A 22,922-nucleotide genomic window follows, 5' to 3' on the forward strand; every position below is an offset into this window, starting at 1 on the left:
TGGATATCCGCCATTCCGGCGAGACGGTACTGGATAATTTCAACTGCGATGGGAACACGTCGGCGGGTCCGTTCCTTCTGCGCGACTGCGTGGCGACCATCAAGAACGCTGCCATTACCGATTGCGACTCGGGCGGCATCGGCCTTCAAGACTGCTACACCCAAGGGTTCGGGGTTCAGAATGTGGACTTCGACGGCATCGCGGACGGTGTTGATGCCCTCGCGCCCTGCGTTCACTATTCACGCGGGACGCACGGCTACATCGAGGATTGCACATTTGGCGTGACGACCGCCTGCGACGTGCATATCCAAGGATCGCGCGATTTCCGCATCCGTGCACGGGGCAACACCCACGGCAGTTTCAACCGTGCCATCTTCTACGGTTCCCATGCGCCGGGGATTTTCCAGTTTGACCCCGACGAACCAAACGACATTTCAAGCTGCGGGGCGACCAACGGCGATACGCCGCTGCTGCTTGTGCCGGGCGTTTACATGGATGGCATCTGGGAAGGCAGGCAGGGGGCGGGGCATCGCTACTACCCCCTCAACGACGATTCCACATGGCCCGTCACGCTGACCGGGACCACTCGCACCAACATGGCCGCGACGAATGCTGAAATCATGCCGTTCAACATGCCGGGGCCGTGGCTGCTCTCTCCGAAAGCGTGGGGGCAGGTTGAATACGAGATTGACTGCCCGGTTGCCGAAACCGTCACGATCCAGATTGCAGGCGACAGTTCCAGCACCAGCTATCTGTTGGGTGCAATCACGCTCAGCCCCACGGCGGCGACCATCTACAAGGTCATTTTCAACGTCAGCGGGCCGTTGCCCGGAAACACTGTTGGCCGGTATTCCGCTACGGCCATCGGCAGTGATGGATCGTCCAAGGCCGAATTTGGCGTGACGGGCAACGTGACCAACGCCGCCCTTTCCGGCCTGTCGATGGCGGCGAAAACCACTCGCCTCTACGTCACGCGGTCGGCTGGCACGGGGAACCTGCGGATATTGCGGATGCCGCAATCCGAGGTATCCGCATGACCAGCGACGAATTCCCGAAAACATGGCGGGGCTGACCATGGCGCAAGACCCTGGCCCATGGGCCGAAATCTTCAACCAGCGCGGCGCCCTGATCGCGTTCTTCGGCGGGCTTGGCGGTGCAGTTCGATCCGCCGCGCTGAAAACCACATGGCGCGAAAGCCTCCGGGTGGTGTTCGTCGGCAGCGCCACCAGTTTCGGCGTCGGCACCTTGGCCCCGTACCTTCTCAAGCCGTGGGTGGGCGACCTGCCCGAGGGCATCCACGGGGCGCTAGGCACGATCTGCGCCGCTGCATTTCTGACGGGCCTGATCGCCGTGACCATGATCGAGCGGTGGGTGGATGTGTCTGAAAAGGAGAAGGAGAAATGATCCGGGTTTCAAAAGGAACGCCGAACGAGAATGCGCTGCGAACGATGCTGGTGGGGGCCTTCCTGACCGTTGTTATCCTCGTCGGCATCGATCCGGCTGTGAGGGTCTATGATGAGCATCTTCGGGTGCGCCCATGGCTCCACGCCACAATCGAAATCATCCCCCAGCGCAACGACAGAAAGCCCGTCCTGCTGTACCGCGTCAATGCCCCGGCGTTTGTCGAGGGGCGGTGGAAGGCATGGCCGGAACTGGAAAGCGGGCGGCGTCTGGCTGGCGGGGGCGGGAGCGGAACCTACAGCACGAAATCGGTTGAACGCGCTTGGGATTGGGATGCCTTCTTTGAGGCTGATCGCCCGGTGCCGAATGAGCCATTCCGAATTTGCGTGAGCTACACGGTGCGCACGGCGCGCGGCGTTGCGGGTGACTTCGGCCCGTTTTGCTCTGACCTTTATGACCCGAGGATACCCAGTAAATGAGAGAGAACTTCGCCGAAAGCCTGCGGGCCGTCCTGATCCATGAAGGCGGTTATGTGAACCACCCGAAAGACCCCGGCGGCGCGACCAACAAGGGTATCACGCACCGGACCTACACCGCGTGGCTGCGCCAGCACAACCAGCCGGTGCGGTCAGTCAAGGAAATCACCGACGAGGAAGTGGCCGCGATTTACAAGGCGCAGTATTGGGACGCCGTGCGCGGCGATGATCTGCCGTCCGGTCTGGACTATGCCGTGTTCGACTTCGCAGTGAACAGCGGACCAGCCCGCGCGGCGCAGTTTGTCCAGAGGATCGTCGGCGTTGATGCTGACGGCGTGATCGGGGCGCAGACACTGGCGGCAATCGGGCGAACCAGCGCGAAACAGGTGGTCGCCGAACTGTGCGCGGCGCGGCTGACGTGGCTCAAGCGGCTCAAGACTTGGGCGACGTTCGGCAAGGGCTGGGCGCGGCGCGTGGCCGAGGTCCGGGCAAAGGCGATCCGACTGGCCGAGGCAAGCTATGTGCATGTCACCGGCCCGGAAGCGAGCGAACCCGCCCCCGGCAAAGCATCCGGCCCGGAGAGCACCACCGCTACCATCAAGGACGTGCTGAGCGACAAGGGAGCGGTGGGGGGCGTGGCGGGCGTTCTGGGCGCTGCTGGGACGCTGCTGGGCGGCAATGGCCCGGTGCAGTACGCCATCGCCGCTGTGCTGGTCATGGCGGCTCTGACGGGCATCTGGTGGCTTGTGCGAGGTCGGCAGGCATGACCCGCCTTTACCTGCTGATCGGTGGCGCGGCGGTTGTCGCGTCACTGGCCGGGGCGCTGTGGTGGGCCATCCAGGACAACGCCAACCTGCGGGCCGAACGCGACGGGCTGGGCGAAACCATCAACAACGCGAGGGACTTCAATGAAGGCGCTGCTAATCCTGACGATTGCAACTGGCTTGACCGCTTGCGTGAAACCTGCCCCGATTGATGCCGTGCCGTGCATCGCCCTCAAGCCCCGTACAGACGCGTTGCGCGCCGCGCTGGTGAAGCACCCCGAGACGCCAGAAGCGGTGGGGCAGGCGGGCGCTGACGTGGTGCTAGGGGCCGAGGCGGTGTGCGGGTGATGTTGCTCCTCACCGCGACCATCTGCCTGCTGTCCGACCCGGTCACGGTCGATTGCCGAACCGAGGCCATGCGGATCGAAACGGACCCCCGCGAATGCCTGGCGCTGGTCGCACCGGTCGAGGCCATGCTGGCTGTCCGTCGATCAGAAGGCCATCCGTCGCCGGGTCGTCATTCAGGACATAGGAATATGTCCCGATAGGAATGCCGAGCCAAAGGCTTTCGATCAAGCGGACCATCTGTGCCTCCGTCCAGACAAGCGGGCGCTGCCAAGATGGCAAGCGAAACCCCATGACCTGACGATCTGGAAGGTGTGCGAATTGGGCGTTCTGCCAATTGAGTTCAGCGTGACTTACGGCAGAAGCCATGTGCTGCCCCAGTCGGTAGGGGGTCGGCATCTTCCGATCATTCATCCTCTATCCCTTCGATCCGGCCCAGCGTCTCCGGGTCCATGAAAAACGTCTCGGCAATGCTCTGGAACCGCGAGACGGCATCCGCCATCTTCTGCGGGTGGCCCTCCTGCGCCGCATCCCACACGTCCTGCCAGCGTTGTTTCGCCTTGCGGATCGTCATGCGGCCCTTCGGGATGGTGGGGCGGGTCATGGGCATCAGTTGGAGGCCCTTTCGTCGTGGTCCCAGCACTGCATATCTTCGTCCACCATTTCCCAAGCCCCCGCGATGGTCCAATCCAAGTCATCCGACCCAAACGGCTCGCCAAAGCTGCGCAAGATTTCGATGGCATAATCGCGGGCATCCGCCATGTGGAAACCGCCGCGCGTTCTGGCAATTAGACGGCGAGCCATAAAGTCGATGAACATGGCCAGAGGCACATCGCCCGCCTGCGCGATTGGCGCCAAGATCACCATCTGACGGGCTGGTCTGCCGCTGGACTCTCTAGACAGTTCCATTACGTAACGGCGCGGCCTTTCGGGATGTTTGGAAAAGCATCGGGCGCATACCCAAATGCCATTCACTTCATCGCCAAGCCAGTGGGTACAGTCGGCCATCACGCGCACCCCGCGCGGGTCAGGCTGTCTCGGCCATGGCACGGAACATGAACGGAACGGGAATTGGTAGCATTTCCACGAAACCGGGTAGAACCGGGCGTGGGGTCAACTCGTAAGTCATTGAAAAGCAATGGAGGCGAGTAGGAGAATCGAACTCCTGTACACGGATTTGCAATCCGCTGCGTAACCACTCCGCCAACTCGCCTAGCCCGTTGTGGTGCATGGCATTTACCCCGTCCGTCGGCTGGCCGCAAGTGGCGTCTCTGCACAATCTGTGCACATTCATTGCGCAGCCCCTGTTCATTCTGCCTCGACATACATGCGCGAACGGTCGATCCGTTCAGCCGGTCCATCCACGAGAAAGCGGACGAACCCGACGCCTTGCGCGGCCGCATCGGTGAAAGGGTTGCTCCGGCCTGGCCGTGCACCGATGTGCAGCCAGCGGCGCTGACCGCGACGCCACAGAACACGGGGCAGGGCGCGCTTTTGCCCATCCGCCTGTTGCCCAGCCCCGCAAATCGTGCCAAACCCGGTTTCAATGAAATGAACGGATGAGTTCAGTCAATGACCGACTTTGCCAAGCGCCGCATGATGATGGTGGACAACCAGATCCGCCCGTCCGATGTGACCAAGTTTCCCATCATCGACGCCATGTTAAACGTGCCGCGCGAGATCTATGTTCCCGCGTCCCGCCGCGAGGCCGCCTATGTGGGCGAGAACATCGAACTGGGCGGGGGGCGTTGCATCGTCGAGCCGCGCACACTGGCCAAGATGCTGGACGCGGCGGACGTGCAGCCGGGTGACCTGGTGCTGGATGTCGGTTGTGCGCTGGGATATTCCTCGGCGATCCTGGCCTGCATGGCCGAAGCCGTGGTTGCCGTCGAGGAAGACGCAGACATGGCGCGCGAGGCCGCCGATACGCTGAGCGATCAGGGCGTCGATAACGTCGCGGTCGTCGAAGCGCCGCTGACCGAGGGCGCGCCCAAACATGGCCCCTATGACGTGATCATCGTCGAGGGGGCGGTGCAAGAGGTGCCGCAGGCCCTGCTGGATCAGCTCAACGAGGGCGGGCGCATTGCCTGCCTGTTCCAGGAAGGCACCCTTGGGGTGTGCCGGATCGGTTATCAGATCGACGGTCGGATCAGCTGGCGTTTCGCGTTCAATGCCTCGGCGCCGGTTCTTCCGGGGTTTGCCCGGCAACCGGCATTCGTTTTTTAAGGCCCGACGGTTTTCGGGAGTACATTGGGAGAGGCCAAGATGTTGACCAACCGGATCGCTGCGGGGCTCTTGTCGGCCACACTTTTCGGGGCTTCGGCGCTGGCGCCCCTCGCCGCAAGTGCCGAGACCCTGGCCGATGCCATGGTCGGCGCCTACAAGCACAGCGGCCTTCTGGAGCAGAACCGCGCCACTCTGCGCGCCGCTGACGAGGATGTGGCACAGGCCGTGGCCACCCTGCGCCCGGTCATCAGCTATCTGGCCTCCACCACCTACAACTTCTCGCTTTCGGCCAGCGTCGACAACACCGACAGCAACCTCGCGATCACCCTTGAACAGCTGTTGTTCGATTTCGGCGGTGCGAAACTGGGCGTCGAGATCGCCAAGGAAACCGTTCTGGCCACCCGCGAGGGGCTGATCGGGGTCGAGATGAACGTGCTTTTCGCCGCCGTCGATGCCTATCTTTCCGTGCGCAACGATTCTGCCCAGGTGAACCTGCGCCAAAGCAACATGCGCCTGATCGAACGCGAACTGCGCGCGGCCCGTGACCGGTTCGAGGTGGGCGAGGTGACGCGCACCGATGTGTCCTTCGCCGAATCGCGCCTGGCATCGGCCCGCGCGGGCCTGGCCGCGGCCCAGGGCGATCTGGCCCGTTCGCGCGAGGCTTACCGCCAGGCCGTGGGGCGTTATCCCGACACGCTCAGCCCGCCGCCGACGCCTCCGAAAACCGCGAATTCGCTTGAGGCCGCCCGCGAGGTCGCGCGCCGCACCCACCCCGATATCCGCCGGGCCATGCGCCAGGTGACGGTGGCCGAACTGGGCATCGCCCGCGCCGAGGCCGCGATGAAGCCCACGCTGCAACTGCGCGGCAGTGTCGGCGTGAACGAGGATTTCGACAACGCCTCGTCGGTGGGGCTGCGCCTCAGCGGTCCGATTTACCAGGGCGGGCGGCTCAGCTCGGCCATGCGGCAGGCGCAGGCCCGCCGCGACGCCAGCCGCGCTTCGCTGCACAACACCCGGTTCCTGGTGGAACAGACGGTGGGCAATTCCTGGGCCTCGCTTGCCGTCGCGCAGGCCAGCCTTGCGGCCAGCGACGAACAGGTGCGCGCCGCCACTGTCGCCTTTCGCGGCGTGCAGGAGGAAGCGACCCTGGGCGCCCGCACCACGCTGGACGTGCTGAACGCCGAACAGGAACTGCTGGACGCCCGCGCCTCGCGCATCACCGCCGAAACCAACCGCATCACCGCGATCTACGGCCTTCTTGCGTCGATGGGTCTTTTGACGGTCGATCATCTGGGGCTGGGCATCGTGACCTACGATCCGGCGGCCTATTACAACGCCGTGCGCGACGCGCCGACACGCTTTGTCAGCCCCCAGGGCGAAAAGCTGGACCGTGTGTTGAAATCGCTGGGCAAGAAATAGGCAAGTGCCGACAATCGGCATGAAACCGTCATGAACCTTTTGTCTCTATCAGTTGTGTGACACCGCAACTGCGATTACACTTTCGGCGGAGCAGACAGAGGCACAATCATGTCCGACCCGGTAACAAACGTTGAAATTGAAGATGTCCTGTCGTCGATCCGGCGCTTGGTCTCGGTCGATTCCGGCAGGCCGAAACCGGTGGATCCGGCACCGGACAGCAAGCTGATCCTCACGCAGGATTACCGCATCTCGCCCCCCGTCACCCCGCAGGAGAAGGCCGAATCCGTTCCGGCGGAGAAGACGGCGCGCCTGGCCGAGGATTACACCAAGACGCTGGAGCGGCGGATTGCCGAGCTTGAGGCGGCGGTCGGCGACCAGGCCGCCGAGTTCGAGCCCGACGGCAGCGAGGATACGACCCAGCACCGCCCCACGGCCGTGTTGTTCCCCGCGCGCCACCACGGCGCGGCGGAGGCGGCACAAGCCAAGGACAATGACGGCGCCGTCGATCTGGACGTTCTGATCAGTGAGCTTGAGGCCGAGAACCCCACGCCCGATCACGACGAACCAAAGGGCCAGCACAGCGCCGAAGACGATGCCCCCGGCACCCCCTCGGACCCGGAAGACCGGATCGAGGTTCTGGAAGCCGAATCGCACCGCAAGGATACCGCCGCGCGCCAGGGGCCCGAGTTCGATCTTTCGAACGACGACGCCATCATCGACGAAGAGATGCTGCGCGACATGGTGGCCGAAATCGTCCGGCAGGAACTTCAGGGTGCCTTGGGTGAACGGATCACGCGCAACGTGCGCAAGTTGGTGCGCCGCGAAATCATGCGCGCCATTTCGATCCGCGATTTCGAATAGGGGTCAGCCCACGGGCCGGGCCAGATCAAGCAGCAAGTCGATGTCCATGTGCCGTTCCAGATGTTCGGCCAACTGGTCCAGTGTCTGTTCGACAATCGCATCATAGCCGATATCGGAGGGCGCCGCGCCCAGCCGTCGCAGATAGGCGTCGCGAAACCGGTCACCGGCGAACAATCCGTGCAGATAACAGCCCCGCACGCGCCCGTCGGGGGATGCCGCGCCTTCGGGGCGGCCGTCGATCTCAAGCCACGCCTGGGCGCAATCGCGGCCGGTGGTGCGGCCCAGGTGGATTTCATAGCCCTCCACATCGGCCCCGCTCTCGCGATCGCGCGCATGGGTCAGCGACAGGCGCTTGGCCGGTTCCATCCGCGTGCTGACATCCAGCAACCCAAGTCCCGCCACCCGCCCGGGGCGGCCTTCGATACCCTCGGCGTCGATTATCTCGCGCCCCAGCATCTGGTAGCCGCCACAGATGCCCAGCACATGCCCGCCCCGCCTGTGGTGCGCCAGAATGTCGATGTCCCACCCCTGGGCGCGCAGATGGGCCATGTCGGCCATGGTGGCCTTGCTGCCGGGGATCAGCACAAGGTCGGCGTCGCCGGGCAGGGCGCGCCCGGATTCCACCACGTCGACGCTGACCTGCGGATCGGCCGACAGTGGGTCGAGATCGTCGAAATTGGCGATTCGCGACAGGCGCGGCACCACCACGCGGAACGGGCCGCCTTTGCGGCTGGAGATGTCCATGACATCTTCGGCGGGCAGGCGCCAGGCCGCGTCGAACCAGGGCATCACCCCCAGCGAGGGCCAGCCGGTGCGCGATACGATCTCGGCGAGGCCGGCATCGAACAGCGTCACGTCGCCCCGGAACTTGTTGATCGCAAAGCCGACGATCCTGTCGCGGTCGGCCTCGGGCAGAACCGCGTGGGTGCCCACGCATTGTGCGATCACGCCGCCCCGGTCGATATCGCCCACCAGGATCACTGGCACATTGGCGGCGGCGGCAAAGCCCATGTTGGCGATGTCACCGGCCCGCAGGTTGATCTCGGCGGGGCTGCCGGCGCCTTCCACCAGGATCAGATCGGCGGTGGCGGCCAGGTTGCGGAAGCTCTCCAGAACGGCAGGCAGGAGTTCGTGTTTGCGCGCGCCATAGTCGCGGGCGCGCAGGGTGGCAAAGCGGTGGCCGCGCAGGATGATCTGCGCGCCGGTGTCGGTTTCGGGCTTCAGCAGGACGGGATTCATGTCGACCACGGGCGCCCGCCCCGCCGCGCGCGCCTGCAGGGCCTGGGCGCGGCCAATCTCGCCCCCGTCGATGGTGACGGCGGCGTTGTTGCTCATGTTCTGGGGTTTGAAGGGGGCGACGGACAGCCCGCGCCGCAGGCAGGCCCGTGCAAGGCCCGCCACGATCATGGATTTCCCCACGTTTGAGCCCGCGCCCTGTATCATGATCGCCTTGGCCATGTTCACCCCATTCCGGATCGCAAGACTGTCCTAAGGGGCGGGGCGCCGGGGGAAAAGCCGAATGCGCGGCGGCGCTGTCATTGGTGCGGGATGGGTGCAATCCTCCAGCGCGCAACTGGGGTGCGCCGGGATCGTGCAAAAGAAAAACGCGCCGATTGGCGCGTTTGTTCTTGCTGGCAGCAATCGGATATCAGGCGGCTTCGGCCTGTGCGGCGTTGCGACGTTCGCTTTCCTCGCGCGACAGCGCCACCGAGGTGCGGATGCCCTTGGAAACGAATTCCATCAGCCCCGAGACGACGCGTTCGTTGGGGTCGATCCCGGCGCAGGACAGAACCTCGCGTCCATCGCGCGACCGTGCCCAACGCGCGATCTGCTCGGGCCCGTTGCCGTATTTCTTGTCGTCTGCAATGGCGTCATCCAAAGCGGCCAGAACCACGGCGGCAAAGAGCTTGCGTGCCCGGTTGCCCTGTTCGTGGTTGAAAGCTGTTCCATCAACGAAATCTGACATCTCGTCCTCTATTCTTGCTCTTGCGTTTTCGGCGTGAAGCCTCTTATGGACGCTAACAGACCGATTCTGTGTCTCTCATTTGGAATGCCACCTATGCGTCCTGCGCATGGCTGACCGACAGTGGCGCCCGGATAGAGTGCCTTGTCAGCCTTTCCTTGCCCAGATATAGGAGGCGCCAATCTTCAATCAACCTTTTGCCATGGTTTAGCCTCAATGCCCAAGATCAACGGAAACGAAATTCGCCCCGGTAACGTTCTGGAGCATAACGGCGGCCTTTGGGCAGCCGTGAAGGTGGATCATGTGAAACCCGGGAAGGGCGGCGCCTTTGCACAGGTCGAACTTCGCAATCTTCGTAACGGCTCAAAGCTTAACGAACGGTTTCGTTCCGCCGACAAGGTTGAAAAAGTCCGGCTTGAGCAGAAGGATCAACAGTTCCTTTACGAAACCGATGGCATGCTGGTTTTCATGGATGCCGAAACCTACGAACAGATCGAACTGCCCGCCGAACTGCTGGGCGAACGCCGCCCCTTCCTTCAGGACGGCATGACCATCCTCGTCGAATTCTACGAGGAAGAGGCGCTGAACGCCACGCTGCCCCAGAAAGTGACCTGCAAGGTCGTCGAAACCGAACCCGTGGTGAAGGGGCAGACCGCCGCCAACAGCTTCAAGCCCGCGATCCTGGACAATGGCGTCAAGGTCATGGTGCCGCCCTTCGTCGGCCAGGACGAAGACATCATCGTGAACACCGAAACCATGGAATACGCCGAACGCGCCTGAGGGCTGCGAGGGGTGATCGCGCGCCTTGCCTTGCAGGGCGCGCATGACGGTCAGGGCATCGTGACCCTGGCCGCTTCGGCCTCCATCGGGCCGGTCGCGCGGTCGAACCGCAGATAGGCGATGGCACGGTCTCCCGACTGGGTGAACAGGGTGCCGGCCGGCTTTCCATCGCGGGCGATGGGGGTGCCGACAGCGGCCGAGCCTTCAATCTTGACCGTGGTCAGGCCCTTCTTCAGCTCGGTCTTGTGCTTCATGCGGGCGTTGATCTCTTGCCCCACGTAGCAGCCCTTGCGGAAATCCACACCGTTCAGACGCTCGAACCCAGCCTCCAGCAGGTAGGTTTCGTTCGGCACAAGTTCGACCCCCGCGGCGGGGATGCAATGGGCCACGCGGATCGCATCCCAATCGGTGGCGTCGCTGGCGAAGCCTTCGCCGTAGGCCCGCCAGCCAAGCGCCGGGTGGCGCGGATCGGGGAGGGCGCCGTCCGGCGTTGCGCCGGTGCCGCGCGCCACGGGCAGGGGCACTTCATCCAGCGTGACCTTGCGGCGCAGGCGGTACATGGTCAGGCGTTGCTTCAGATCGTCGAACAGATCGGCGGGCGCGTCCACCATCAGGGTATCGTCCTGCACGAACATGAAGAAATCGCAAAGATACTTGCCCTGCGGCGTCAGCAACGCGCCATAGCGCAGCACGCCGGGTGCCGAGGGCACATCGTTGCTGACCAGCCCCTGCAGGAAATCATGGGCCTCGGGGCCGCCCAGGGCCAGGATACGTCGCGGATCGGTCGTGTTCATCTTTCGGCTCCCTTCGCGGCGATATATAGGTGGGCGACCCCGCAATGACCATGGCCGCCATGCCCGCCCCCCTCACCATCGTGATCCCCACCCTGAACGCCGCCGAATCGCTGCCGGGCTGCGCGGCGGCGCTGATGCCCGGGTTGCAGGCGGGGCTGATCCGGCGGCTGGTGGTCAGCGACGGCGGATCGCAGGACGGCACGACAAGGATGGCCGAGTCGATGGGCGCCCAGCTGGTGCAGGGGCCGGCGGGGCGAGGCGCGCAGATCGCGCGGGGCGTGGCGGCGGCGGATTCGCCCTGGGTTCTGATCCTGCATGCCGACAGTTGGCCGGGCGACGGTTGGGTCGGCGCGGTGGAAACCCACCTGGCCCGTCATGGCGACAGCGCGGGGTGGTTCCGCCTGGCCTTTCGCGCGACGGGTGCCGCGCCGCGCTTCGTGGCGGGTTGGGCGAACCTGCGTTCGCGGCTGTTCAGCCTGCCCTATGGCGATCAGGGGCTGTTGATTTCGCGCGAACTTCTCGCGCAGGTGGGGGGTGTTCCCGATCTGCCGCTGATGGAGGATGTGGCCCTTGCCCGCGCCCTGCGCGGCCATCTGCGCCCGCTTGAGGGGGTGATCTACACCGGGGCGGGACGGTACCTGACGGGTGGCTGGCTGCGCCGGGGCGCGCGCAATCTGTGGACGCTGGCGCGGTACTTCGCGGGGGTTTCGCCTGAACGTCTGGCGCGCGATTACCGGCGTTAGGCGCCGTCCTTTTCGAACTGCAGGTGGTAGAGATCGGCGTAATGGCCGCCCTTCGCCAGAAGCGCATCGTGGCTGCCCTGTTCCACCACGCGCCCACGGTCCATGACCACGATCAGGTCGGCGTTGCGGATCGTGGCCAGACGGTGGGCGATCACCAGCGTCGTGCGCCCCGCGCTCAGCCGTTCCAGGGCCTTCTGGATGATGGTTTCCGACTGGGCATCCAGCGCCGATGTCGCCTCGTCCAGCAGCAGAATCGGGGTGTCGCGCAGCAGGGCGCGGGCGATGGCCACGCGCTGGCGCTGACCGCCAGACAGGTTCGATCCGCGCGGCCCGGCGTGGCTGTCCAGACCGCTGGGCAGGTTGGGCAGGAAGTCGGACACATGGGCGGCGTCCAGAACCTCGGTCAGGCGCGCCTCGCTCACGTCGGAGCGCCCCAGCAGGATGTTCTCGCGGATGGTTTCGTCGAACAGCAGAGCATCCTGCGTGACCGTGGAAAACAGCCCGCGCAGTTCGCCAAGCGGCAGCGCCGAAACCGGCACATCCCCCAGGGCGACCGTGCCCGACTGCGGTTCGACCAGGCGGGTCAGCACGTTGAACACGGTGCTTTTCCCCGCGCCCGAGGCCCCGACCAGCGCGGTCGTCTTGCCGGCGGCGGCCGTCAGGGTCAGCCCGTTCAGAACCGCCGTGTCGCCATAGGCGAAATGCACATCGCACAGGGTGATGTCGGTCTGTCCCGCGGGCAGGGGGCGCGGGGTGGCGGGCGAAACGATGCCGGGGCGCAGATCGAAGATGCCATAAAGCCGCTCAAGCGAAGCGGCGGCCACCTGGAAGATGCCCGAGAGCGAGCCGAGCCTGCGCAGCGGCTGAAAGGCCAGCGCCATGGCGGTGAAGAACGACATGAACTGGCCCACGGTCTTTTCGCCTTCGATGATCTCGCGTCCGCCCAGAACCAGCACGCCGAAAAAGCCGAGGCCCGTCATGATGTCGATCATCCCGGGCAGCATCGAGCGGCCTGCCTCGGTCTTGACGTTGACGCTGACGATGCGGTTCACCACGGCGCGGAAGCGGCCAAGCTGGTAATCCTCCATCCGGTTCAGCTTGATCGGGTTGATGCCGTGGAAAATCTCGTCCAGCCGGGTTGAACGCTGGGTGGCGGCATCGCGCATCTGGCCGGTCTTGCGCCGTACATAGCGTTGCAGCGCCATTGACGGCAGCACAAGAAGCGGAATCCCGATCAGCGCGGTCAGCGCCCAGACCCAATCGACGCTGAGCGCCACGATCGACAGCGACACCAGTGCCACGATATCGCGCCCCAGCCCCTGGATCAGCACCTGCCACACGCCCTGCACGGCCAGGGTATCGCCCTGCACCCGTTCGATCAGCGCGCCGGGAGAGTTCATCTGAAAATAGGTGGAATCCAGCGTCATCATGTGGCCCAGCAGATCGACCTGCATGGCGGTGCTGCTTTCCTGGGCGACCCGCACCAGCAGAACCCGCTGCACCACGCCTGTCAGGGCGCGCACCACGAACAGCATCAGGATGGCCAGCCCGACCCACCACATGGCATCGGCACTGCCGTTCACGAAGACCAGGTCGAACATCGGCTGCAACATGTAGCTGAGCAGGCCGACCGTCGATCCTTCGATCACCATCATCACGAAGGCCAGCGCGATCAGGCGCCAGTGCCGGGCGACATATTCACGCCACAGCCGCCCCATGAGGGCGCGCGAGGTGGGGGCAAGGGGGGCTTTGGGCATCGTCTGGCTCCGGTGGGTGGTGCTTGTGCTAACGGCTTGGGGGCGGATTGAAAAGCGCGCAACGCGGGCTGGGCGGCTTGCGGCGCGGGCGGTGCGCGATTGACGGCCCCGGCGGCGCGCAATACCAACGCCGGGCAGTATCCCGCGAGGTTCCCCATGCTTTCCAACGGTCGTCATTATCTTGCCATTCCCGGCCCCTCGGTCATGCCCGACAGGGTGCTGAACGCGATGCACCGCGCGGCGCCCAACATCTATGCCGGGGAAATGCCCGCCATGATGCCCGGGGTCGTGGCCGACCTGAAGGCGGTGGCCCGGACGGCGGGAAAATGCGCCATCTACATCAGCAACGGCCACGGCGCCTGGGAGGCGGCCCTGGCCAATGTCCTGTCGCGCGGTGACAGGGTGCTGGTGCTGGCCACAGGGCGGTTCGCCCATGGCTGGGCCGAGGTGGCGCAGCGCATGGGGGCCGATTGCGAAATCCTGGATCACGGCAAACGCGCGCCTGCCAACATGGACAGGCTGGCCCAGGCGCTGGCCGAGGATACCGAGCACCGGATCAAGGCGGTGATGGCGGTGCATGTCGATACCTCGACCAGCGTGCGCAACGACGTGCCCGGCATGCGCGCCGCCCTGGACGCGGCGAACCATCCGGCGCTTCTGATGGTCGATTGCATCGCCAGCCTGGCCTGCGACGATTTCCGCATGGACGAATGGGGCGTCGACGTGATGGTTTCGGCCTGCCAGAAGGGGCTGATGACGCCGCCGGGGCTGGGTTTCGTGTTCTACAACGAACGGGCCGAGGCGGTGCATGAAACCGCCGACCTGGCGACCCATTACTGGGATTGGAAGGTGCGCGGCGCGGCAGAGCAGCTTTGGCAGTATTTCGATGGCACCGCCCCCACGCATCACATCTATGGGCTGCGCGCCGCGCTGGACATGATCGCCGAAGAGGGGCTGGACAATGTCCACGCCCGCCATGCCACCCTGGCCCGTGCCGTCTGGGCCGCATTTGAGGCCTGGGGCAGCGAGGGCCCGATGGAGTTGAACATCGCCGACCCGGCCCTGCGCAGCCATGCCGTCACCTCGCTGAGGATCGGGGGCGATCATGGCGACCGCCTGCGCGACTGGACTATGGCCAATGCGGGCGTGACCCTGGGAATCGGCCTTGGCATGGTTGCCCCCGATGACCGGGGCTCAGGGGGCTTCTTCCGTCTGGGACACATGGGCCATGTGAACGCGCATATGGTGCTGGGCGCCCTGGGGGCCATCGATGCGGGGCTGAAGGCGCTGGACATTCCCCACGGCAAGGGCGCGCTGGAAGCGGCCAGCGCTGTCTGCGCGGGGCGTTGAACCTTAAAGGCTGGCGGGCGGTTCGGCCTCGGCCAGCAGGGCCAGAAGATCCAGGCGGCGGTTGACCATCGCCAGGTTGCCCTGTTCGTCGCGGGGCCAGTCTTCGGGCGCGCGGTCGCGGTAAAGTTCCACGCCGTTGCCGTCAGGATCGCGCAGGTACACCGCCTCGCTGACGCCGTGATCTGCGGCGCCCTCGATGGCGATGCCCGCGGCGATGACCCGTGCCAGTGCGGCGCCGAGGCTGGCGCGGTCGGGAAAGATGATGGCGGTGTGGAACAGCCCCGTGTGGCCCGGCGGTGGCGGCGTGCCGCCCGCGCTTTCCCAGGTGTTCAGCCCGATATGGTGGTGATAGCCACCCGCCGACAGAAAGGCGGCCTGGGTGCCGTACCTCTGGGTCACGTCGAACCCCAGCACACCGGAATAGAAACAGATGGCGCGGTCCAGGTCGGCGACCTTCAGATGCAAATGGCCGATGCGTGTGGCGGGGGGCAGGGGGGACATGGTGGCGCTCCGTTTCGGGGTGCCACGGTTATAGCAGGGCGCGCGCCCTTGCCCATCGCGCAGCGCCACAGGCCAAGCGTGCGCCTGCGCGCAGGTCAGCCGGGCTGGCGGATGAAGGGGGAATGGGACGGCGCATCGGGGCGCAGCCGCCCGCTGGCGTCGAAATCGCTGTCGGCATTGAACGACAGGTTCGCCCGGTCGTTCCAGCCCGCGATCAGCCCGGCCTGTCGCGCAAGTGTATCGGACAGCCGCGCCTGAAGGGCCTCTTGCGCCGCGCCGGTGTGATAGCCGTGCACGCCATGCACCGCCACGGGCGCCTTCACCGTCGCGCCCAGATAGCGGAAGGTCTGCGCCAGGGGCCAGAGCAGCATCTGCCAATTCCCCTCGCGCCCGTCCGGCCCGCTTTCATTGGCCCGCGCGCCGGTGGTGACGCAGAACAGAACCTCAAGCCGCTTGAACCGCCCGGTGTCGAACCGGTTGTCCACGTCATGCAGGTGGCCATGGGCCAGAACCCGGTCGGTCCAGCCCTTGATCATGGCGGGCGGTGCGAACCACCACATGGGAAAATGCACGATCAGCCGGTCGGCGGCGCGCAGGCGCGCGGCCTCGCGGGCGACATCGGCAGGCAGGGTGCCCTCCTGCGCCTTCAGCGGATCGAAGGGGCTGGGCGGATCGGTGTAGTGGGCGGGCCCTTCGGCGGCGTCGAAACCTTCGTCGTGGGGCGCGCTGAACAGAACTTCGTGGCCCAGGTCGCGGGCGGCCCGGGCGCTGGCGTCGGCCCAGGCGCCGTTGAACGACCGCCGCTCGGGGTGGCCCAGCAGGACAAGCGTTGTCGCCACGCCCTAGCGCACCATACCCACGATCTCGTAGACGTCGCGCAGGATCGGCGCCGAGATTTCGCGCGCCCGTTCGGCACCGCGGGACAGGATCGCGTCGATCTCGTCTGGCTGTTCCATCAACCGGGCCATTTCGGCCGAGATGGGCGAGAGTTTCGCCACCGCCAGATCGGCCAGCATCGGTTTGAACTGGCCGAACTGCTGACCGCCCACCTGGGCCATCGCGGCCTCGGCGGAAATGTCGGACAGGGCGGCGTAGATGTTGACCAGATTGCGCGCCTCGGGCCGGCCCTCCAGCCCTTCAAGCGTTTCGGGAAGCGGCTCGGGGTCGGTCTTGGCCTTGCGGATCTTCTTGGCGATCGTGTCGGCATCGTCGGTCATGTTGATGCGGCTGGCGTCCGAGGTGTCGGACTTGCTCATCTTCTTGGTGCCGTCGCGGAGCGACATGACACGGGTGGCCGCGCCTTCGATCACCGGTTCGGTCATCGGAAAGAAGTCGACGCCGAAATCGTTGTTGAACTTGGCCGCGATGTCGCGCGTCAGTTCAAGATGCTGCTTCTGATCCTCGCCCACCGGCACATGGGTGGCGTGATAGATCAGGATGTCGGCCGCCATCAGCGCCGGATAGGCAAAAAGTCCCAGGCTGGAATTCTGGGTGTTCTTCCCGGCCTTGTCCTTCCACTGGGTCATCCGCTGCATCCAGCCCATGCGCGCCACGCAGTTGAAGATCCAGGCCAGTTGCGCGTGTTCGGGCACCTGGGACTGATTGATCAGCACCGATTTCTCGGGGTCGATGCCGCTGGCGATGAAGCCGGCGCACAACTCGCGTGTGTTGCGGCGCAGCGTGGCCGGGTCTTGCCAGACGGTGATGGCGTGCAGGTCGACCATGCAATAGATCGTCTCGATCGGCTGACCGCTCAGCCCATCGTTCTGCATGTCGACGAAACGCTTGATCGCGCCAAGATAATTGCCCAGATGCAGACCGCCCGAGGGCTGGATGCCCGAAAAGACGCGCGGCGTGAAGGTTGGGGCCGTCATGGTGGATACTCCGTCTGGATATTCCCGTCCCGCTCGCTTACCCATGGGGACAATCGCCGTCAAGGAAGGGCCCCCATGCGCAGTGATCACAACGTTGCCCCGATCAACCCGCTGCCGCCGGTCGTCATCGCGCTGGCGGTGGTGCTGGTGGGGCTTGAACTGGTGTTCCAGGCGGGCGCACGCGGCTTTGCCGGTGGCCCCGACGGGGTGGGCTGGCGGATCGCGGCCTTCAACGGCTATGCCTTCCTGCCCGATCTGTTCGACAGGTCGGTGGCCACGGGCCAGTGGACGGCCCGCGACGCGCTGCGCATGGTCAGCTATGTCTTCCTGCACCAGGGGTTCGCGCATCTGGCCTTTGTGCTGGTGTTCCTGCTGGCCATGGGCAAATTCGTGGGCGAATTGTTTCACCCCGCCGCCCTGCTGACCATTTTCTTCGGATCGGCCATAGCGGGGGCTGCCTGTTACGGGGTTTTCCTGGATGACAGGGTGGCGCTGATCGGCGGGTATCCGGCGGTCTACGGGCTGATCGGGGCCTATACCTTCGTGATGTGGACGGGCCTTGGCGCCATCCGCCAGAACCGCGCCCGCGCCTTCACCCTGATCGGGTTTCTCATGGCCTTCCAACTGCTGTTCGGGCTGCTGTTTGGCGGGGGCAATTACTGGGTCGCGGAACTGGGCGGGTTCTGCACCGGGTTCATCCTGTCATTCCTGGTCAGCCCCGGCGGCTGGGGCCGGGTGATGGACAAGCTGCGGCAGCGTTGAGGCCGGAATTAGGGAGACGAGACGATGAAACAGACATGGCGATGGTTCGGCCCGGCCGATACGGTCAGCACCGCCGAGATGCGGCAGGTGGGTGTGCAGGGCGTGGTGTCCGCGCTGCACCAGTTCAAGCCGGGGGTGCTCTGGCCCGCCGAAGAGATTGCGGCGCGCCAGAAGCTGATCGCGACCCTGCCGGACGGCGGCGCGTCGGGGCTGACCTGGGACGTGGTGGAAAGCCTGCCCGTCAGCGAGGCGATCAAGACCAAGGCCGAAGGTTTTCGCGACCATATCGCCACCTATATCGAAAGCATGGAGAACCTGGCCGCCGCCGGGATCGAGGTGATCTGCTATAACTTCATGCCGGTGCTGGACTGGACCCGCACCGTGCTGCGCGCGCCCATGCCCCACGGCGGCACGGCGATGCTGTTCGACCTGGTGGATTTCGCCGCCTTCGACCTGTTCATACTGGAGCGCGCGACCGCCTTCGATGATTACCCCGAGGACTGCATCGAAGCGGCCCGCGAACGCATCGCGGCCATGGACGACGGCGCGCGGCTTGCCCTGCAGAACAACATCGTGGCCGGTCTGCCCGGGGCGAACGACACTTGGACGATTGAGGATATTCGCGGCCACCTTGGGCGGTATCGCGACATCGACGCGGAAACCCTGCGCCGGAACCTCGTGGATTTCCTGGCCGAAGTCGTGCCGACGGCCGAGCGTCTGGGCCTGCGGCTGTGCTGTCACCCCGACGATCCGCCCTTCTCGATCATGGGGCTGCCGCGGATCATGTCGTCGCTGGCCGATTACCGGGCGGTGATGGACGCGGTCGAAAGCCCGGCCAATGGCGCCACGCTGTGCACCGGTTCGCTGGGCGTTGATCCGGACTTTGACGCCGAGGCCTTCGTGAAGGCGCTGGGGCCGAAGATCCACTTCGTCCACCTGCGCAACACCAAGCGGATCGCGCCGGCCCACGGCGGGCGCAGCAGCTTTTTCGAGGCGGCGCATCTTGAGGGCGACACCGACATGGTGGCCACCCTGCGTGCCCTCCTGGCCGAAGAGGAGCGGCGGCGCGGCGAGGGGCGGGCCGACTGGCAGATTCCCTTCCGCCCGGACCACGGCCAGGATCTTCTGAGCGATCTGGCGGTGCAGGGCATGCCCGGTTATCCGCTGATCGGGCGGATGCGCGGCCTGGCCGAACTGCGCGGCGTCATTGCCGGTCTGGGCGGCGCGGTCTGATCCAAAGGCGGCGTGCTGCGCACGCCACGCCATTCCTTGCGGGCGCCCGTGGCGGGCCTATCCGACAATCGGCGAGCAGGCCCTCTTGCTGCGGCTGACGCGCCCCGGTGGGTTGAAAATGGGATTTTCAACCCACCGGTCTTGGATATTTGAAGACCAAAGATGGGGGCGGCCTGCGCCCCTCAATCGCCGCTCCAGGGTGCAAGCGGCGCGCCGTCGATCGAGACATGGGGCAGTGGCGAGAGCGGCGCGAAGTTGCAGGGTGTGCCGTTTTCCATGGCCGGGCCTGCGAAGGGCAGCCGGATCACCCCGCTTTCCGTTCGCGCTTCGACGGTCAGGGTTTCGGGGTCGAACCGGGTGTCCGGCAGCGCCCCGGGATCGAGCGTGACCACCCAGCCCATCCGATGGCCCTGCGCGCGCCAGAGCGCCTTGCGGTACTGGCCATGGGCAACGGGGCGCAGGGGCGCGCTGCACCAGATCGCGATGCGGGCCGCGCCGCTGTGCAGCAGCAGCCAGTCGTCGGCCTGTTCGACCCTGTCAAAGGCCTCGGTGGGGGCGAAAAGCTGGGTGAAGGGGTGGGGCGTGTCGCCGGGCAGGTCGTAAACCATCAACGCCAGGGGGCCATGCTGGGCCACGCGCGGCAACTGCCCGTTGCCGGCCAGAAGCGAGGGGCGGCGTTCGCCCCATTCCTTGAGCTCTCCGGGGTGGTTGATCCAGGCGCGGGCCATGGGATGGGCGGCGCATTGCACGTCGATCACATGCTGTTGGTGGCCCGGCTGGCCAGTCTTGTGGTCGCTGACCGTCGACATCTGGGCATCGGCGGTCTTGTAGAGCGTGAGGCGGCCCATGTGGTCGGGGCCCTGGGTGTAGCGGGCGGTGATCACCTGGCCCTGTGGCGGGTGGGCGAAGGCGGCGGCGCTGGCGGGCGGTTCGTAATCGGAGAGGCAGAACATCACCGCCGCCCTGTCGAAGCCGGGCACGAAGGGGCCGCCGAAGGCGACGGCGGCGGTGCTGCCCAGCTCGGTGCCCGGCCCGGCCAGAAGCTCTTTCTCGTAGGCGCGGCCCTGGGAACCGGCGGGGGTGCCGCCGATGGTGTGCAGGCCGGTCATCACGAAGATCCGGTCGATCAGGGCGTTGGCGCGGCGGGCAAGGGCATCGTCCTGCCCCATGTCGCGGAGCGAGAACAGCGCCAGCAGGTCGATGGGGTAATAGGCGGCCGAGTTCCATTCGCCCAGGCCATGGGCATCGATCGAATCGAACCAGCGGTGGAGGCGCTGCGTGGCCTCTTGGCGCAGCTGCGCGCCGGACTTGCCGCTGTTGGGGAAGGTGGTGTCGGGGAACATTGCGCCTGCCACCAGCTGGCAGATGTGAAAACAGGCGACATGGTTTTCCGACCAGAACCACATCACGTCGTCGCCCGGTTCGTCCAGCCAGTAGCGAAAGCCGATCACCGCCGCGCGCAGCCGTTCGACGGTTTCCCCCGGAAGCGGGGCGGCGTGGTCGCGCAGGATGCGCAGCAGTGGCAGGAGCGAGAAATCGCAGCAGTCGTGGCGCTGTTCGATGGTGGTCAGCGCCTGGTCGAGGATGGCGAGGGCGCGTGGCGTGGCCTGACCCCGGGCCAGCAGGGCAAGGGCGACCGTGGGGTCGAAGGCCGATTCGTCGCGGATGATCGCGAGAGCGGCGGCCTTGCGCGCGGCGAGGGTCGGCGGATCCAGCGGATATGTCCGCGCCAGGATGGTGGTGCCCAGGCGGCGGCTGATTTCACCGGCGCCGACCTTTGTGCGCAGGGTGAGGGTGACACAGCCCTGGGGCGCCGTCGCCGTATCAAGCACCGGGGCCGAGGGGGCATCGGCCGAGAGGGTGAAGGCGACGTCGGGCCAGCTTTGCGGGGGCTGGGACAGACCGCCGCGGGGAAAGGGCCCGATGTCGGTGAGACGCAGTGCCAGGGGCGCCTCGGGCGGTGCATCGCAGACCAGCGACACGGTTCCGTCGGCATAGAACACACGGTCGGTGCGCACCGCGTTCATCGCCCTGAGGATCGGGGCGAGGCCGGGTGTCTCCATGTCGGCGGGCAGACCGGCCTGTACCTCGCGCCCCTCGGCCAGGATCAGCGAAACGAAACAGGTGGTGTCGCGTTCGTGCAGATCCTCCAGTTCGACGGTCAGCGTGGCGCCCTCAGGGGACAGCGGCAGGGTGATTTCGCTGGCCTGCTTGCGGTTGCGCTGAAACGGCTGGAACCGCGCGACAAGGCGATCGTCGAGCCAGAGGCGGACCCCGCCGCAGGTGGACAGGCGGAACCGGGTGTCGCCTTGCCCTGAAAGCGTGCAGCGCAGCAGGTGGCGCACCAGCGTGGGGCGATGGCAGAACTGCGAGAAGTCGGCATCTGGGCTGTCGCCGGTCAGGTGAATATTGTCGAAGGTCGCCTCGGGCAGGGTATCGGGGCGGGTGTCGTTGGCGCCGCGGATGGCGTGAATCGCCTCGCGGCACGGCAGATCGCCGGTGTCGACCCAGCCGTTGACGAAGCGATAATCGATCCGGTCGGGCATGGGGCGCGCGGTGCCGGGGAAATGTTCGGCCTTGGGGGCGGCCATGGCCCAGCGTCGGATCGCGTCTCCGGGGGCCAGGGGGGTGGTGTTGCTCATCGGGGTCTCCGTTTCGTTGACGCAGTGTTTGCGCGACCGGCCCCATGGTGCAAGGTGTTATCGGATGGCTGAAGGGGGCGGGCGATGGCGATTGCAAGGCAGGATGTTCTGGCGCTGCTGGGCGACGAGGTGGGCAGGACAGGGTTCATGGAGTGTCAGGTCGTGGGGCAGGGGGCGGTGCAGCGGCTGCTTTTCACCACCGGCGCGGGGGAAGAGGTGCCCGCCCTCTACATCCCGCAGCCCGGCCCGGCGCCTGCGCTGCTCTACTGTCACGCCCATGGCGCGCGGTACGACATCGGCATGGCCGAACTGACCGAGGGGCGCCCGGCGCTGACCGCGCCCTATGCTGATGCCCTGGCGCGGGCCGGGTTTGCCGTGCTCTGCCTTGAGATGCCCTGTTTCGGCGCGCGGGCGGCCACCGAGGAGAACGCCACCGCCAAGGCGCGGCTGTGGCAGGGCCGCACCCTGTTTGGCCAGATGCTGGCCGAGCAGGTGGCCGGGCTGGATTGGCTGACCGCGCAGGAGGGGGTGGATGCCGCGCGGATCGGGGCCATGGGCATTTCCATGGGCGGCACCCTGGCCTGGTGGCTGGCGGCCATCGACCCCCGGATCGCCGCCAGCGTCTCCATGGTCTGTCTGGCCGATATGGGCGGGCTGATCGAAACCGGCGCGCATGACGTGCATGGCAACTACATGACGGTGCCCGGCCTGCTGAAGCTGGGGCGCACCGGACAGGTGGCGGCGCTGTCGGCGCCACGTCCGGCACTGCATTGTGTCGGGTTGCAGGATTGCGGCACGCCGCCCTCGGCCTTTGCAAGGGCGCGCGACGACCTGCTGGCGGGGTATCGCGCGGCGGGGGCCGAAGATGCGCTGGCCTTTCATGTCGAGGACGACCTGGGCCATGCCGAGACCCCGGCCATGCGCGAAAGGGTGCTGGATTTCCTGCTGCAAACCCTGTTGGGGGCGCCGGGTGCGGAAAATTGATACTCGATTGATACAGTCTATTGACGCATGGATTTTTGCTGCGCACT

General features: G+C 65.9%; 25 protein-coding genes and 1 tRNA gene. 14 read left to right on the forward strand and 12 right to left on the reverse strand.

What is annotated here, in order from left to right:
• The 5 genes from H7828_RS07355 to H7828_RS07375 all read left to right on the forward strand — a co-directional run.
• Positions 1-1,037 (forward strand): hypothetical protein (locus H7828_RS07355; RefSeq protein ID WP_226780378.1); only part of this gene is annotated, 1,037 nt, incomplete at its 5' end.
• 37 nt (positions 1,038-1,074) lie between these two features.
• Positions 1,075-1,404 carry a hypothetical protein gene (locus H7828_RS07360; protein WP_226780379.1) on the forward strand — a complete coding sequence of 110 codons (330 nt, stop codon included), beginning with the start codon at positions 1,075-1,077 and terminating at the stop codon, positions 1,402-1,404.
• Positions 1,401-1,880 (forward strand): hypothetical protein, encoded by a 480-nt coding sequence (locus H7828_RS07365; RefSeq protein ID WP_226780380.1) that lies wholly within the window; start codon positions 1,401-1,403, stop codon positions 1,878-1,880. The genes H7828_RS07360 and H7828_RS07365 overlap by 4 nt, the downstream gene beginning before the upstream one ends.
• Positions 1,877-2,644, forward strand: coding sequence for a glycoside hydrolase family 108 protein (locus H7828_RS07370; RefSeq protein ID WP_226780381.1), 768 nt, complete (start codon positions 1,877-1,879; stop codon positions 2,642-2,644). The genes H7828_RS07365 and H7828_RS07370 overlap by 4 nt, the downstream gene beginning before the upstream one ends.
• Entirely contained in the window at positions 2,641-2,853 is a 213-nt protein-coding gene (locus H7828_RS07375) for a hypothetical protein (protein WP_226780382.1), read from the forward strand. The genes H7828_RS07370 and H7828_RS07375 overlap by 4 nt, the downstream gene beginning before the upstream one ends.
• Before the next feature lie 178 nt (positions 2,854-3,031).
• Here H7828_RS07375 and H7828_RS22970 read toward each other — a convergent pair whose 3' ends face one another.
• The 4 genes from H7828_RS22970 to H7828_RS07395 all read right to left on the reverse strand — a co-directional run bounded on the left by H7828_RS22970 (position 3,032) and on the right by H7828_RS07395 (position 4,199).
• Positions 3,032-3,400 carry a DUF262 domain-containing protein gene (locus H7828_RS22970; RefSeq protein ID WP_425354940.1) on the reverse strand — a complete coding sequence of 123 codons (369 nt, stop codon included), beginning with the start codon at positions 3,398-3,400 and terminating at the stop codon, positions 3,032-3,034.
• Positions 3,393-3,596 (reverse strand): hypothetical protein, encoded by a 204-nt coding sequence (locus H7828_RS07385; RefSeq protein ID WP_226780383.1) that lies wholly within the window; start codon positions 3,594-3,596, stop codon positions 3,393-3,395. Before H7828_RS07385 ends, H7828_RS22970 begins: the two co-directional genes overlap by 8 nt.
• A complete protein-coding gene (locus H7828_RS07390) occupies positions 3,596-3,994 on the reverse strand; it encodes a hypothetical protein (RefSeq protein ID WP_226780384.1) in 399 nt (132 codons plus the stop codon). Before H7828_RS07390 ends, H7828_RS07385 begins: the two co-directional genes overlap by 1 nt.
• 131 nt (positions 3,995-4,125) lie before the next feature.
• Positions 4,126-4,199, reverse strand: a tRNA-Cys gene (locus tag H7828_RS07395).
• A 359-nt stretch (positions 4,200-4,558) separates the two neighbouring features.
• Between H7828_RS07395 and H7828_RS07400 the strand changes: the two genes are divergently transcribed.
• From H7828_RS07400 to H7828_RS07410, 3 genes are all read left to right on the forward strand, one after another.
• Entirely contained in the window at positions 4,559-5,212 is a 654-nt protein-coding gene (locus H7828_RS07400; protein WP_226780385.1) for a protein-L-isoaspartate O-methyltransferase family protein, read from the forward strand.
• Positions 5,213-5,251: 39 nt separating this feature from the next.
• Positions 5,252-6,631, forward strand: a complete 1,380-nt coding sequence (locus H7828_RS07405; RefSeq protein WP_226780386.1) for a TolC family outer membrane protein — start codon at positions 5,252-5,254, stop codon at positions 6,629-6,631.
• Positions 6,632-6,739: 108 nt separating this feature from the next.
• Positions 6,740-7,492, forward strand: a complete 753-nt coding sequence (locus H7828_RS07410; protein ID WP_226780387.1) for a hypothetical protein — start codon at positions 6,740-6,742, stop codon at positions 7,490-7,492.
• Positions 7,493-7,495: 3 nt separating this feature from the next.
• Here the strand turns inward: H7828_RS07410 and H7828_RS07415 are convergent, their stop codons facing one another.
• Positions 7,496-8,950 carry a cobyric acid synthase gene (locus tag H7828_RS07415; protein ID WP_226780388.1) on the reverse strand — a complete coding sequence of 485 codons (1,455 nt, stop codon included), beginning with the start codon at positions 8,948-8,950 and terminating at the stop codon, positions 7,496-7,498.
• Between the two features lie 190 nt (positions 8,951-9,140).
• The gene (locus H7828_RS07420) at positions 9,141-9,458 is read right to left on the reverse strand and encodes a DUF6280 family protein (protein WP_226780389.1); all 318 of its coding nucleotides are present in this window, start codon (positions 9,456-9,458) and stop codon (positions 9,141-9,143) included.
• Positions 9,459-9,671: 213 nt separating this feature from the next.
• On the opposite strand from H7828_RS07420, the gene efp reads away from it, so the two are divergent.
• Positions 9,672-10,235, forward strand: coding sequence for an elongation factor P (gene efp / locus H7828_RS07425; RefSeq protein WP_226780390.1), 564 nt, complete (start codon positions 9,672-9,674; stop codon positions 10,233-10,235).
• A 50-nt stretch (positions 10,236-10,285) separates the two neighbouring features.
• Here efp and ygfZ read toward each other — a convergent pair whose 3' ends face one another.
• On the reverse strand, positions 10,286-11,029 hold the full coding sequence (ygfZ, locus tag H7828_RS07430; protein WP_226780391.1) for a CAF17-like 4Fe-4S cluster assembly/insertion protein YgfZ: 744 nt from the start codon (positions 11,027-11,029) through the stop codon (positions 10,286-10,288).
• A 59-nt stretch (positions 11,030-11,088) separates the two neighbouring features.
• Here ygfZ and H7828_RS07435 point away from each other — a divergent pair, with 59 nt between their 5' ends.
• The gene (locus H7828_RS07435) at positions 11,089-11,772 is read left to right on the forward strand and encodes a TIGR04283 family arsenosugar biosynthesis glycosyltransferase (protein WP_226780767.1); all 684 of its coding nucleotides are present in this window, start codon (positions 11,089-11,091) and stop codon (positions 11,770-11,772) included.
• Here H7828_RS07435 and H7828_RS07440 read toward each other — a convergent pair.
• Positions 11,769-13,529: an ABC transporter ATP-binding protein gene (locus H7828_RS07440; RefSeq protein WP_226780392.1), complete on the reverse strand. Its 1,761-nt coding sequence runs from the start codon at positions 13,527-13,529 to the stop codon at positions 11,769-11,771. The genes H7828_RS07435 and H7828_RS07440 overlap by 4 nt on opposite strands.
• Before the next feature lie 156 nt (positions 13,530-13,685).
• Between H7828_RS07440 and H7828_RS07445 the strand changes: the two genes are divergently transcribed.
• Positions 13,686-14,879, forward strand: a complete 1,194-nt coding sequence (locus H7828_RS07445; RefSeq protein ID WP_226780393.1) for a pyridoxal-phosphate-dependent aminotransferase family protein — start codon at positions 13,686-13,688, stop codon at positions 14,877-14,879.
• Positions 14,880-14,882: 3 nt separating this feature from the next.
• On the opposite strand, the gene H7828_RS07450 is transcribed toward H7828_RS07445, so the two are convergent.
• The 3 genes from H7828_RS07450 to trpS all read right to left on the reverse strand — a co-directional run bounded on the left by H7828_RS07450 (position 14,883) and on the right by trpS (position 17,254).
• On the reverse strand, positions 14,883-15,380 hold the full coding sequence (locus H7828_RS07450) for a VOC family protein (protein WP_226780394.1): 498 nt from the start codon (positions 15,378-15,380) through the stop codon (positions 14,883-14,885).
• A gap of 95 nt (positions 15,381-15,475) precedes the next feature.
• Entirely contained in the window at positions 15,476-16,219 is a 744-nt protein-coding gene (locus tag H7828_RS07455; RefSeq protein WP_226780395.1) for an NAD(P)H-dependent oxidoreductase, read from the reverse strand.
• A 3-nt stretch (positions 16,220-16,222) separates the two neighbouring features.
• Positions 16,223-17,254, reverse strand: coding sequence for a tryptophan--tRNA ligase (gene trpS, locus H7828_RS07460; RefSeq protein ID WP_226780396.1), 1,032 nt, complete (start codon positions 17,252-17,254; stop codon positions 16,223-16,225).
• A gap of 75 nt (positions 17,255-17,329) precedes the next feature.
• On the opposite strand from trpS, the gene H7828_RS07465 reads away from it, so the two are divergent.
• Both H7828_RS07465 and uxuA read left to right on the forward strand, forming a co-directional pair.
• Positions 17,330-18,016, forward strand: a complete 687-nt coding sequence (locus H7828_RS07465) for a rhomboid family intramembrane serine protease (RefSeq protein WP_226780397.1) — start codon at positions 17,330-17,332, stop codon at positions 18,014-18,016.
• Between the two features lie 24 nt (positions 18,017-18,040).
• Positions 18,041-19,249 (forward strand): mannonate dehydratase, encoded by a 1,209-nt coding sequence (gene uxuA, locus H7828_RS07470; protein WP_226780398.1) that lies wholly within the window; start codon positions 18,041-18,043, stop codon positions 19,247-19,249.
• A 182-nt stretch (positions 19,250-19,431) separates the two neighbouring features.
• Here the strand turns inward: uxuA and H7828_RS07475 are convergent, their stop codons facing one another.
• A complete protein-coding gene (locus H7828_RS07475; protein ID WP_226780399.1) occupies positions 19,432-21,891 on the reverse strand; it encodes a hypothetical protein in 2,460 nt (819 codons plus the stop codon).
• Between the two features lie 84 nt (positions 21,892-21,975).
• On the opposite strand from H7828_RS07475, the gene H7828_RS07480 reads away from it, so the two are divergent.
• Complete coding sequence (locus H7828_RS07480) at positions 21,976-22,875, forward strand: alpha/beta hydrolase family protein (protein ID WP_226780400.1); 900 nt, start codon at positions 21,976-21,978, stop codon at positions 22,873-22,875.
• Positions 22,876-22,922: the final 47 nt, after the last annotated feature.

Source organism: Oceaniglobus trochenteri, from assembly GCF_020529025.1.
Lineage (GTDB): Bacteria > Pseudomonadota > Alphaproteobacteria > Rhodobacterales > Rhodobacteraceae > Oceaniglobus > Oceaniglobus trochenteri.